We start from the raw sequence: 11,871 nt of genomic DNA on the forward strand, positions 1-11,871 counted from the left end.
CGGGAGAGGGTAAACCGCGGCAGCTCAATCTCACTTGAACCAGTGCACCAGCGCGATGCTGATCCCGAGCAGGAGCAGCAGCGACAGCGTCACCGCGGCCGTCACGCGTCCTCCGACATTCGCCAGCACGCGCACATCGACGCCGAGACCGAGCGCCGCCATCGACACCACCGTGAGAAAGCCGGTGATCCTGGTCACCGGGCCGACCACTGTCGCCGGCACGATCTCCAGCGAGCGCAATGTCGCGAGCGCGAGGAAGCCGAGGATGAACCAAGGCACGAGGCGGAAGAAGCCGACATTGGTCTTCTTGGCACCGGTCTGCCAGCGCGGGGCGAGCAGCGACAGACCGACGACGACGGGCCCCAGCATCAGGACGCGCATCAATTTCACGAGCGTACCGATCTGCGTACTGACGAGGCCGGCCGGCACCGTCGCCGCCAGGACCTGCGGCACCGCGTAGACGGTGAGGCCCGCGAGGATGCCGTATTGCGTCGCCGACAATTGCAGGAGCGGGATCAGGAGCGGCAGGCCCAGCACCATCATCACGCCGAGGATGGCCGTGAAGGAGATGGAGGATGCGATCTCGTCGTTGTTCGCGCCGATGATCGGCGCCACCGCCGCGATGGCGGAGTTGCCGCAGATCGAGTTGCCGCAGGCGATCAGGATCGACAACCGCGTCGACAGGCCGAGCATGCGGCCGAGGCCGAAAGAGGCACACAGCGCAACCACGACCACGGCCGCGATCGACGCCAACAGAGCGACGCCGGACGCTGCGATCGCGGCGAAGCTGATGGAAGCGCCGAGCAGCATCACCGCGACTTCGAGGAGTTGCTTGGCGCTGAAGGCGATGCCGGCCTGCCAGCGGGGCGCGGGTTTCCAGAAGCTTCGCAGGGCCATGCCGAGCAGGATGGCCATCACCAGCGCTTCGACATAGGGATGCTCGAAGACACCGAGTTCCGCATGTTCCAGCAGGGCCGAAACCCCGGCCACGGCGATGCAGAGCAGAATCCCGGGAATCAGCGCGACGATACGGCTGGCGGCGGTGGTCGGCTTGGCGTCGGCCTGGCTGGATGCTTGATTCTGCGACACAAATCTCTCCCAGAGGAGAAGGATTTATACGCAGCGCCGCTCGATAGGGAAATAAGTTTTCGACATGGCAGGGCCGAGGGAATTTCTATCCCCAGCCGGAATAGAACGCCGTTAGAAGATCAGGCTCTTGGCGAGCGAAGCCACGCGGCTGAAGCCGTCATAGATGCCGGGCTCGAAGAAGGCGGCGCGCGCCAGTACGATCGCCGCAACGAGCGACCAGAACAGCCCGGTGCCGGCCCGCAGCAGATATTTTGACGCACGGGACCGCGGCTGCGCGTCCGTCGCGGACACGAGGCGCTCTCCGAAGGGTTCAAATCCGATGCGTTCCATAGCCGACCAATCCATCAATTTCTGGGTGAAATGTCGTCGTTTCGGCCGCAAACGGCAATGGAAGCGATTGGCTTTTTTGCCCTTCGGAGGGGAAACTCCTTCCGTCGGGCAGACCTGAGGCAATAGTTTTCTTCTTTTGGCCCGGGGAGCAGCCGCGACCACAGCTACAGCGCCAGATAACGGCGCCGGATCGCGTCATTGGCCTTCAGCGCGTCGATATCGGCGGCATAGACGATTTGACCCTTGTCGATCACCGTGGCGTGGCTGGCCAGCCCCAGGCAAAAGTGCATGTTCTGCTCGGCGATCAGCACGGTCGAGCCGAGTTGGCGCAGCTGCCGCAGCAGTTCGCCGATTCGTTGCACGATGATCGGCGCGAGCCCCTCGCTCGGTTCGTCGAGAAGCAGCAACGCCGGATTGCCCATCAGCGTGCGCGCGATCGCGAGCATCTGCTGCTCCCCGCCCGACAGGCGCCCGGCAATGCGATGGCGCAGCGGCTCGAGCAGCGGAAACACCTCATAGATGCGCGTGATCGGCCATTCGTCCTGGCCCTCCGGGCCGAGCTTCCTGCCGATGACGAGATTGTCCTCGACCGTATGCTCGGGAAATATCTGGCGGTCCTCCGGCACGAAGCCCAGACCGGCACGCGCGATCGTGTGCGGCTTGAGCCCGGAGATCACGGCGCCGCGCAGGCTCACCCTGCCCCGTCGCGGCGGCGCCAGTCCCATGATCGCCTTCATGGTGGTGGATTTGCCGGCGCCGTTGCGTCCCAGCAGCGCCATGGTCTCACCCTGCCGCACCGACAGGCCGACCCCGAACAGGATCTGGCTGGTGCCGTAATAGACCTCGAGATCGGCGACCTCGATGACCACTGCGCTCATGCCGCCGCTCCCGCATGCTCGGTGCCCAGATAGGCGTCGATCACGGCGCTGTTGCTGCGGATCTCGTCGGGCGTTCCGGTTGCCAGAATGCGGCCGTAGCAGAGCACGACGATCTTCGGCGCGATCTTGAACACGATGTCCATGTCGTGCTCGATGAAGACGACGGTGATCTTTTGCGTTTCCCAGAGCTCGCGCACCTTGTCGATCATGCGCCAGCGCTCCTCCGGCCCCATGCCGGCGGTCGGTTCATCCAGCAGCAGCACCTTCGGCTGGAGCACCAGAGCCAGAGCGATGTCGAGCAGCTTCTGGTCGCCATGCGACAATGTCGCGGCCGTGCGATGGCGTTTGCCGGCAAGACCCAGCAGCTCCATCACGTGCTCGGCGCGCTCGCGCGTCTCCGGCAACGGAAAGCGCTTGTGCAGCACCGCGGCTGTGCGCTGGTCGGCGCTGACGGCGGCCAGCATGGTCTCCTGCACCGTCAGCGAGCGGAAGATGCTCGCGACCTGGAAGGCGCGGCCGATGCCGTGGCGAACGATCGCCGGCGGCGCAAATCCGGCGAGATCAACGCCATCAAGCAGAACCTGGCCGGAATCCGGCTTCAGCGCGCCGGTGATCAGGTTGAAGAACGTGCTCTTGCCCGCGCCGTTGGGACCGATCACGGCAGTGAGCGACCCATCGGGGAATTCCAGCGAGACGTCGTTGGTCGCCTTCACGCCGCCGAATGATTTCGCGAGGTTCCGGATCTCGAGCATCGTCAGCGCTCCTCGCCCGCATCGCGGCGGTGCGCGAACCATTCGGCGACGAAATCGAGCAAGCCTTTGCGCAGGCCGAGCGCAAAGAACAGGATGACCACGCCGAGCACGATGCCGTGATATTCGGTGAAGCGCGTCACCGTGTCGTTCAGCAGCAACAGAAGCACGGTCCCGACCATCGGCCCCAGGAACGTCGAGACGCCGCCGAGCATGTTGATGAAGATGCCCTCGCCCGAAATCGTCCAGTAGGCGAATTCCGGATACGCGCCGGACACGAACAGCGCCATCACCATGCCGCCCATCGACGCGAACAGCGCCGCCAGCACGAAGACGGTCAGCTTGGCGCGCCAGACGTCGATGCCGAGAAAACTCGCGCGGGCGGCGTTGTCCCGGATCATGCGCAGTGTGTAGCCGAACGGCGATTGCGCGATCTGCCGCATCGCGAGCAGGCCGAGGATCAGCAACGCGCAGCTCGCGACGTACAAGTGAACGTGGTTCGACAGATCGATGCCCAGGAAGGCCGGCCGCGGGATGCCGCCGCGCAATCCCTGATCGCCGCCGGTGAAGGAGGCCCACGACAGGATGGTCGAGTGGATCAGCATCTGGAACGCCAGCGTCACGAAAGCGAAGTAGATTTCCTTCAGCCTTACGCAGATCGCGCCGATCAGCGCCGCCACGATCGCCGTGACGGCCAGTGTCGCAACGAATGCCACCGGAATCGGCACGCCGAGCCGCTGCATGATCAGGCCGAAGCTGTAGGCACCGATGCCGAAGAACATGCCGTGGCCGAACGACGTCAGCCCGGTATAGCCGACAAGCAGATTGAGCGACGTCGCGAACAGGCCGTAGGCCGAGCAGCGGATGACGAAATCGAGCAGCGCCTTGCTGCCCGACAACAGCGGCAGGCTCGCCAGCACGGCAAACGCGATCAGCGCGATCAGCACGTCACGATAGCGCTGCACCGCCGCGCCGCCATGTCCCCGCGCCAGCCTCCCGGCACGCCCGGCCTCGAGCTCGGTCACGCCGCCTCCTTGCCGAACAGGCCGGTAGGCTTGGAGACCAGCACGATCACCATGAAGAGATACATCAAGCCCTCCGTGAACAAGGGAAAGCCGAGCGAGCCGAAGGAGCGGATCAGGCCGAGCAGCAGCGCTCCGATCAACGCGCCCAGGATCGAGCCCATGCCGCCGATCACGGTGACGATGAAGGACTCGATCAGCACCGAGAATCCCATGCCGGGAGTCAGCGAGCGCACGGGCGCCGCGAGCGCGCCGGCAAGGCCCGCCAGCATGCCGCCGAGCGCGAATACGCCGCCATAGATCAGGCCGGTGTTGATGCCGAGCGCCGAGACCATGCCCGGGTTCAGCGCCGCGGCCCGGACGACCTTGCCGATCCGCGTGCGTGCCAGACCGATGCCGAGCACGATCGCGGCCAGAAGCGCGACGCCGATCAGCAGCAGATAGTAAGGCGGCACCACGCCACCGGCGATGAACAGCGGCGCCACCTGGAAGGCCGCCGGCATGCCCATCGACCTGAATTCCGGTCCCCAGATGATCCGCACGACGTCGTCGAAGATCAGCACGAAGGCGTAGCAGACGAGGAGCTGCATCAGCACGTCGGCGCCATAGACGCGGCTCATGAAGACGCGCTCGAAGACCAGACCAAGGATGGCGGTGCCGGCAGCACCCGCCAGCATCGCCAGTGCGAAGCTCTCGGTCAGCTGATAGGCCGTCATCGCGAAATAGGCGCCGAACATGTAGAACGCGCCGTGGCTGAAATTGACGATCTTGAGCACGCCGAAGATCAGGGTCAGCCCGACCGCGACCAAAAACAGCAGCATGCCGATGATGAGGCCGCTGGTGGTCTGCGTCACCAGGCAGGCGGAACTGGAGAGGCAGCCGGTGAGCGCGGCGAGATCCACGGGAGCTCTTTCATTGTCGTGCGCCCGGCCGGGCGCGGAAAGCCAGACGTCGACGGCGAAGACGGACATCCGTCTCCGCCTCCTGACGGATCAGGTGTAGCCCTTGCTCTTCTTCCACTCGGCCTCGAGCTCGAAGATCGTCTTCCAGTCGCCGGCCTTGACTTCGGGAACGTAAGGTTCCTGCGGGATCGTCGTGCCCCAGCCGATGGCGTAGCCGACCAGGGTGTGGTCGTCGCCGCGCATCGTCACGGTGCCGTCGGCGCCGAACGGGCACTTGATGGTGAGACCCTTCAAGACTTCCGCGAGCTTCTTGCCGTCGGTCGAGTTCGCTTTCTTGGCGGCCTCGGCCAAGAACATGACCGCGGCGGCGTTCTGCCACGACCAGTTGGTCGGATATTCGTTGTACTTGGCCTTGTAGGCATCGCCCCAGGCGGCGTTCTCCGGCGTGGCCGGAAACGTCTTGATGTAGCGGTTGCCGGAGTGGATGCCCTTGGGCAGGTTCTTCACCACGGTGAGCGCGGTGTAGTCGGCCATGTTGACCGCGAACACCTCCATCTGGCCGAACATCGCGTAGATGTTGGCCTGATCGATCCATGAGGTGAGATCCCCGCCCCAGAGGCAGGAGTAGAGCGCCTGCGGCTTCGCCTGCAGGATCTTCGTCACCACCTCGGTGTAGTCGGGCTGGAACAGTTTCGGCCAGGCCTCGCTGATGATCTCGACGTCGGGGGCGAAGCGCTTCAGGTAGAGCGCGAACTCGCCGGTCGTGTCGCGGCCATAGGCATAGTCCGGTGAGCAGGTCGCCCATTTCTTCAGGCCCTTGGCCTTGGCGATCGAGGCCGCATAGCTGCCGCCGACGATGGAGTCGTGGATGCCCTGCCGCACGCAGCGGAACGCGTTGGGGATGTGCTGCTTCGGATCGGCCGTGAGCGAGGAGGCTTCCGAACAGGTGTGGACGCAGAGCACACCGAGATCGCGGGCCACTTCGTGAACCGCGAACGACCCGGACGACGCTTCGCCGTCGATCAGCCATTCGCAGCCGTCGGTGTTGACGAGTTCGCGGGCTACGCGCGCGGCCTCCTGCGGCTGTCCCTTGGAGTCGCGGATCACCATTTCGATCTGCCGTCCGGCAAGACCGCCTGCGGCGTTGACCTTGTCGACCTCGAGCATCACCGCATTGCGCGAGGACGTGCCGAGCTGCGCCACGCGGCCGGACAGGATCGTCGGCATGCCGACCTTGATGGTCTTGGCTTGCGCACGCGCCACCCAGGGCGCGGCAACACTCATCGCGCCGGTCCCCATCAGCGCCAGCGTTGAACGGCGGCTGATGCCCGGCGTGCGGGTTCTCGTCATTCTCCCCTCCCTCTGTCGGGTCGGCGTTGTCCTGATCCCTGTCGGAGATCGTCCCGTCTCCGTGTTCCCGAGGATTTCAGACGTAAGGGGGTGACGTCAAGCCAAAGATGAATTACGAGTCAGAATTCATCAGGGAGAAAACGAGGCCGGGAATCGGCCCGGCACCCACGCAATGATCAATCTGTCGAGCTTCATCGCCTTTCATGCCCGCCGCACCCCGGACCGGCCCGCGCTGAAATATCGCGGCGAGCAGATCTCCTACACCGACTTCGACGCGCGCCTCCGGAAGGTCGCGGGCTGGCTCGCGGCGCGCGGAATCGGCCCCGGCGACGTCGTGGCCGTGCTGATGAAGAACAGCGCGGCATTTCTCGAACTCGTCTTCGCCACCAGCCATCTCGGCGCGGTGTTCCTGCCCATCAACTTCCGGCTCTCCCGTGACGAGGTCGGCTATATCGCGGGCAATGCCGGCGCGCGGCTGCTGATCGTCGATGAGGAACTGGCCGCGAACGCGGCCGGCGCAACCGTGGTCGTGCTCGACGAAGACGCGCAGCAGAGCGTCACGCGTCTCGCCGGTGGCGTGCCGCCGGCGGCCATGCACCACCGACAGGCGTCCGATCTGATGCGGCTGATGTACACGTCGGGCACGACCGATCGTCCCAAGGGCGTGATGCTCACCTACGATAATTTCTACTGGAAATCGGCCGACCAGACGGTCGCGCTCTCGCTGGGCGCGGACACACGACTGCTCGTCGTCGGGCCGCTCTATCACGTCGGCGCGCTCGACCTGCCCGGAATCGCCGTGCTCTGGCATGGCGGCTTCATCTCCATCCAGCGCAACTTCGAGCCGGAGAGCACGCTCGCGGCAATCGCCGAAGACCAGCTCAACGCGGCCTGGTTCGCCCCTGTCATGACCACGGCGATGCTCACCTGCCCCACGCGCGACAGCTACGACGTGTCGAGCCTCAAATGGGCGATCGGTGGCGGCGAGAAGACGCCGGAGGTCCGTATCCGCGCCTTCTCCGAGTATTTCCGCAATGCGCGCTACATCGACGCCTACGGGCTCACCGAGACCGTCGGCGGCGACACCTTCATGGAAGCCGGCCGCGAGATCGAGAAGATCGGCTCCACGGGCCGCGCCATCGCCCACGTGGCGATCGAAATCCGCGACGAGGACGGCAAGACATTGCCGCCGAACGTCGACGGCGAAATCTGTCTGCGCGGGCCGAAGATCACGCGCGGCTACTGGAAGGATCCGGCGAAGACGGCCTCGGCGTTCTTCGGCGACTGGTTCCGCAGCGGCGATGTCGGCTATCTCGACGACGAGGGTTTCCTGTACCTGACCGACCGCAAGAAGGACATGATCATCTCCGGCGGTGAGAACATCGCCTCCTCCGAGGTCGAGCGCGTCATCTACGATTTGCCGGAGGTGCGCGAAGTCGCGGTCATCGGCTTGCGCGACCTGCGCTGGGGCGAGCGGCCTGTGGCCATCGTGGTGCTCGCCGAAGGCGCGGCACTCGAACTGGGGGCCCTCACGGAGCATTGCCGCGCGCGGCTCGCGAGCTTCAAGGTGCCGAAGCAGCTCATCATCCGCGACAGCCTGCCGCGCAACCCCTCGGGCAAGATCCTCAAGCGCGTGCTGCGCGCCGAGTTGGAGACCGCTGAATGACGCAAGCAGACGCCACGGCCAAGGTAACGAAGCTCAATCGCGTCGAGCGCAATGCCTGGACCAAGCAGAAGATCTTCGATGCCGCCACGAAGGTCGTCGGCAAGCACGGTTACGCCGAAGCCTCGGTCGCCCGCATCACCGAGCAAGCCGGCGTCGCGCAGGGCACGTTCTACAATCACTTCGAGAACCGGCAAGAGCTGCTCGACCAGCTGCTGCCCAAGATCGGCCTCGACATGGTCGAGTTCATCCGCATCCGCACGGGGACGGCAGATGCGGCCCGGCAGGAGATCGAGCGGTTCTCGGCCTTCTTCGACTTCATCCGCCACGTGCCGGAATTCCTGCGCATCCTCAATGAGGCGGAGTTCTTCGCGCCCAAAGGCTACCAGAAGCATCTCGACAACATTTCGACCGCCTATGTCCGCATCCTGCGCCGTGCCCGGCTCGCCGGTGCGATCGAGGACTACAGCGACGAGGAGTTCGAGGCGATCGTCCACGTGCTGATGGGCTCGCGCGGCTATCTCAGCCGCCGCTACTCCTATTCCGCCGGCGGCGTCACGGCCGTGCCCGACCACGTCATCTCCGCCTACCGCAAGCTGATGACACGCGGGCTGTTCAGTTCATCCGGAGATCAGGAAACGCCATGAACATCGAATCTCCACGTAAGCCGCTCGACCTCGCCTCGGCGATCGCAGAGGGCGACATTCGCTGTCTCCTGATGGTCCTCGTTCACATGACCGGCGATGAACGCTGGCTCGAGCCGCCCTATTTGCCCAAACGCGACATCCGCCTCATCCCGGACCCCGAAGCCGGCATGCCGAAGGACATCCAGGACGAAATCCGCGCGGCCGTCGTCAGGCTCTTTGCCGATGGCAAACCGAAGCCGGTGATCGCCGATCCCGGCGAAGAGCACTTGCTGAAGATGATGCGCGCCTGCCTCGGCGAGAACGTCGCGCCGGAATATGCGCCGCTGATGCGCGAGGAAATGGGCTTCGTGCCGCGCGAGGCACGCTGGCACGAGCGCCCCGCGGACGACAGCCTCTCGGAGCAGCACGTCCTGATCGTCGGCGCCGGCGTCTGCGCCATTGCCCTCGGCGTGACGCTCGGCCATCTCGGCATTCCCTACACCATCGTCGAGAAGAACGCCGAGCTCGGCGGCACCTGGTGGATCAACCGCTATCCCGGCTGCGGCGTGGATACGCCGAACCATTCCTATTCCTATTCCTTCAGTTCGCACAACGAATGGACGCGCTACTTTTGCCAGCGCGAGGAATTGCTCGGATATCTGCAGAAAGTCGCCGACGAACACGGCATTCGCAAGCATCTTCGCGTCAATACCGAGCTGACGTCGTCGCGCTGGGACGACAGCAAGCGACGCTGGATCTCGACGCTCAGGACTCCCAGCGGCGAGGAGACATTCGAATCGACCGTGCTGGTCTCGGCCATCGGCCAGCTCAACGATCCCTCCCGCGCGCAGTTCAAGGGCGAGGAGGATTTCGGGGGGACGATCCTGCACTCGGCACACTGGTCGGACGACATCAGGCTCGACGGCAAGCATGTCGCCGTGATCGGCACCGGCGCGACCGCGATGCAGCTTGTGCCGTCGATCGCCGGCCGCGTCGCCTCGGTCACCGTCTATCAGCGGAGCGCGCAATGGGCGCGGCCGGTGAAGGGATATGCCGATCCGATCAGCGAGGGCGCGCGCTGGCTGCTCGCGCACCTGCCCTTCTATGTGCAGTGGTACCGCTTCAACATGTTCTGGCGCTATGGCGACGGGCTGCTGCCCTTCCTGCGCAAGGACCCGGCTTGGCCGCATCCGGAGCGAGCCGTCAACAAGGGCAACGACCGGCACCGCCAGGAATTGACCGACTTCATCCTCACCGAGCTTCGGGACCGCCCCGACCTGATCGCCAAATGCGTGCCGACCTATCCGCCCTACGGCAAGCGAATCCTGCTCGACAACAACTGGTTCAAGACGCTGACCCGTGCGAATGTCGAGCTGGTCACGGACCCGATCGACCATTTCGACCGCGACGGCATCGTCACCGCCGACGGCGAGCACCGCCCCGCCGACATCATCGTGGTCGCGACCGGCTTCAAGGTCACGCAGATGGCAGCCCGCCTCGACATCAGCGGCCGCGGCGGCAAGAATTTGCGCGAGGCTTGGGCCAACGACAACCCGACCGCCTTCCTCGGCCTCACCGTGCCGGACTTTCCCAATTTCTTCTGCATGCTCGGTCCGAACGCGGGCCCTGCCCATGGCGGCAGCGTCATCTTCCAGTCGGAGTGCCAGAGCCGCTACATCTCGGCCTGTCTCGTCGACATGATCGAGCACGGCGTATCCGCCATCGACGTCCGCCAGGACGTGCTCGACGATTACGTCCGCAGGGTCGACACCGAGCACGAGGCCATGATCTGGACCCATCCGGGCATGACGACCTACTACCGCAATTCGAGCGGCCGCGTGTTCTCCGCGATGCCTTGGCGGTTCGTCGACTACTGGCGCATGACGCACGATCCCGATCTCGGGCAGTACCGACTGACGCAGGCGTAGGCCAGAGGGAGCTCGCCATGCCGAAGCCGGTCGTTCGCGTCTACACCGACTACAAGAGTCCTTACGCGTTCGTGGCCAACAGGCGCCTGTTCGAACTCGAGGATAAGCACGGCGTCGAGCTCGAATGGCTGCCGTACACGCTGCGCGTCGCGGAATTCATGGGAACGGTGGAGGAGCGCACGCCGCATTTCTGGCGCAAGGTCCGCTACGCCTATATGGACGCGCGCCGCTATGCCAATGCGCAAGGTCTCGTCATGAAAGGGCCGCGGCGGATCTACGACGCCTTCCATGCCAGCGTCGGGATGCTGTTCGCCCAACGCCATGGCTTCTTCCGGTCCTACCATGACACGGTATTTCGCCGCTTCTGGAGCCACGAACTCGAGATCGACGATCTCGGCGACATCACCGGCGTCATCGTCGGATGCGGTGGATCGACCGGCGCCTTCGAGGCTTACGTCTCCGGCCCGGCGCGCGCCGAGCACCATCGCATCATCGACGAGGCCGAAGCACTCGGTGTGTTCGGCGTGCCGACGATGGTCTTCAACGGCGAGCTGTTCTGGGGCGGAGACCGGATCGACATGCTGCTCGAACGCATCGAAAGGCCCGAGACGATCGAGGCCGCGCTCGGAAGCCGGCACCGCAAGCCGGCGTAGGTTCGCGCCTCTACGCCGCGCGTCCGCCCTCCACCGGCACAAATTCCAGCCCGAGACTCTCCGCCACCGCCATGTTGGTGATGCGGCCGCGATGCACGTTCAGCCCATCGCGCAAATGGGGATTGTCCAGTACCGCGGCAAAGCCCTTGTTGGCGAGCATCAATCCGAACGGCAGCGTGGCATTGTTCAGCGCTTGGCTCGACGTCACCGGCACCGCGCCCGGCATGTTGGCGACGCAATAGTGAACGATGCCGTCGACCTCGTAGGTCGGATCGGCGTGCGTGGTCGGACGCGAAGTCTCGAAACAGCCGCCCTGGTCGATCGCGACGTCGACGAGCACGGCGCCCGGCCGCATCGAGGACAGCATCGCACGCGTGACCAGTTTCGGCGCGCTGGCGCCCGGCACCAGGACCGCTCCGATCACCACGTCGGCAGCGAAGACCTCTTCCTCGACCGACTCCATGGTCGAGAACCGCGTGCGGACACGTCCGGCGAACAGGTCGTCGAGTTCGCGGAGCCGTGGGATCGAGCGGTCGATCACGACGACGTCTGCACCCAGGCCCGCGGCCATGCGCGCCGCCTGCGCGCCCACCACGCCTCCACCGAGCACGACGACGCGGGCCGGCGGCACGCCGGGCACGCCGCCCAGCAGCAGCCCGCGGCCACCGGCCGAACGCCTGA

The 11,871-nt window shown here is 65.2% G+C and carries 12 protein-coding genes; 4 read left to right on the forward strand and 8 right to left on the reverse strand.

Translation table 11 applies throughout. The features are described from left to right. Window positions 1-30: 30 nt before the first annotated feature. The 7 genes from QM712_RS22915 to QM712_RS22945 all read right to left on the reverse strand — a co-directional run bounded on the left by QM712_RS22915 (window position 31) and on the right by QM712_RS22945 (window position 6,320). Window positions 31-1,089 (reverse strand): YeiH family protein, encoded by a 1,059-nt coding sequence (locus tag QM712_RS22915; protein WP_415025415.1) that lies wholly within the window; start codon window positions 1,087-1,089, stop codon window positions 31-33. A gap of 111 nt (window positions 1,090-1,200) precedes the next feature. Then, window positions 1,201-1,380, reverse strand: a complete 180-nt coding sequence (locus QM712_RS22920) for a hypothetical protein (protein ID WP_415025416.1) — start codon at window positions 1,378-1,380, stop codon at window positions 1,201-1,203. Between the two features lie 203 nt (window positions 1,381-1,583). After that, window positions 1,584-2,297 carry an ABC transporter ATP-binding protein gene (locus QM712_RS22925; RefSeq protein ID WP_415025417.1) on the reverse strand — a complete coding sequence of 238 codons (714 nt, stop codon included), beginning with the start codon at window positions 2,295-2,297 and terminating at the stop codon, window positions 1,584-1,586. Then, on the reverse strand, window positions 2,294-3,049 hold the full coding sequence (locus tag QM712_RS22930; RefSeq protein ID WP_415025418.1) for an ABC transporter ATP-binding protein: 756 nt from the start codon (window positions 3,047-3,049) through the stop codon (window positions 2,294-2,296). The genes QM712_RS22925 and QM712_RS22930 overlap by 4 nt, the downstream gene beginning before the upstream one ends. 2 nt (window positions 3,050-3,051) lie before the next feature. Further along, window positions 3,052-4,071, reverse strand: coding sequence for a branched-chain amino acid ABC transporter permease (locus tag QM712_RS22935; RefSeq protein ID WP_415025419.1), 1,020 nt, complete (start codon window positions 4,069-4,071; stop codon window positions 3,052-3,054). Then, a complete protein-coding gene (locus tag QM712_RS22940) occupies window positions 4,068-4,970 on the reverse strand; it encodes a branched-chain amino acid ABC transporter permease (RefSeq protein ID WP_415025427.1) in 903 nt (300 codons plus the stop codon). Before QM712_RS22940 ends, QM712_RS22935 begins: the two co-directional genes overlap by 4 nt. Window positions 4,971-5,060: 90 nt before the next feature. Beyond that, entirely contained in the window at window positions 5,061-6,320 is a 1,260-nt protein-coding gene (locus tag QM712_RS22945; protein ID WP_415025420.1) for an ABC transporter substrate-binding protein, read from the reverse strand. Between the two features lie 172 nt (window positions 6,321-6,492). Here QM712_RS22945 and QM712_RS22950 point away from each other — a divergent pair, with 172 nt between their 5' ends. Genes QM712_RS22950 through QM712_RS22965 form a run of 4 tightly spaced genes read left to right on the forward strand, consistent with a single transcriptional unit; the run spans window position 6,493 to window position 11,190 of the window. Further along, window positions 6,493-7,986 carry an AMP-binding protein gene (locus tag QM712_RS22950; RefSeq protein WP_415025421.1) on the forward strand — a complete coding sequence of 498 codons (1,494 nt, stop codon included), beginning with the start codon at window positions 6,493-6,495 and terminating at the stop codon, window positions 7,984-7,986. Beyond that, complete coding sequence (locus QM712_RS22955; RefSeq protein ID WP_415025422.1) at window positions 7,983-8,630, forward strand: TetR/AcrR family transcriptional regulator; 648 nt, start codon at window positions 7,983-7,985, stop codon at window positions 8,628-8,630. Before QM712_RS22950 ends, QM712_RS22955 begins: the two co-directional genes overlap by 4 nt. Beyond that, the gene (locus tag QM712_RS22960) at window positions 8,627-10,537 is read left to right on the forward strand and encodes a flavin-containing monooxygenase (protein ID WP_415025423.1); all 1,911 of its coding nucleotides are present in this window, start codon (window positions 8,627-8,629) and stop codon (window positions 10,535-10,537) included. Before QM712_RS22955 ends, QM712_RS22960 begins: the two co-directional genes overlap by 4 nt. A 17-nt stretch (window positions 10,538-10,554) precedes the next feature. Beyond that, window positions 10,555-11,190 (forward strand): 2-hydroxychromene-2-carboxylate isomerase, encoded by a 636-nt coding sequence (locus QM712_RS22965; protein ID WP_415025424.1) that lies wholly within the window; start codon window positions 10,555-10,557, stop codon window positions 11,188-11,190. A 10-nt stretch (window positions 11,191-11,200) separates the two neighbouring features. On the opposite strand, the gene QM712_RS22970 is transcribed toward QM712_RS22965, so the two are convergent. Next, on the reverse strand, window positions 11,201-11,871 hold a 671-nt coding region (locus QM712_RS22970), incomplete at its 5' end, for an alanine dehydrogenase (protein ID WP_415025425.1).

This window comes from Bradyrhizobium sp., from assembly GCF_047605465.1.
GTDB lineage: Bacteria > Pseudomonadota > Alphaproteobacteria > Rhizobiales > Xanthobacteraceae > Bradyrhizobium.

What these genes read in the sequence shown, in the direction of transcription:
- QM712_RS22925 (WP_415025417.1), bottom strand. Translation starts at nt 2,297, where the DNA reads ATGAGCGCAGTGGTCATCGAGGTCGCCGATCTCGAGGTCTATTACGGC.
- QM712_RS22930 (WP_415025418.1), bottom strand. Translation starts at nt 3,049, where the DNA reads ATGCTCGAGATCCGGAACCTCGCGAAATCATTCGGCGGCGTGAAGGCG.
- QM712_RS22945 (WP_415025420.1), bottom strand. Translation starts at nt 6,320, where the DNA reads ATGACGAGAACCCGCACGCCGGGCATCAGCCGCCGTTCAACGCTGGCG.
- QM712_RS22950 (WP_415025421.1), top strand. Translation starts at nt 6,493, where the DNA reads ATGATCAATCTGTCGAGCTTCATCGCCTTTCATGCCCGCCGCACCCCG.
- QM712_RS22955 (WP_415025422.1), top strand. Translation starts at nt 7,983, where the DNA reads ATGACGCAAGCAGACGCCACGGCCAAGGTAACGAAGCTCAATCGCGTC.
- QM712_RS22960 (WP_415025423.1), top strand. Translation starts at nt 8,627, where the DNA reads ATGAACATCGAATCTCCACGTAAGCCGCTCGACCTCGCCTCGGCGATC.
- QM712_RS22965 (WP_415025424.1), top strand. Translation starts at nt 10,555, where the DNA reads ATGCCGAAGCCGGTCGTTCGCGTCTACACCGACTACAAGAGTCCTTAC.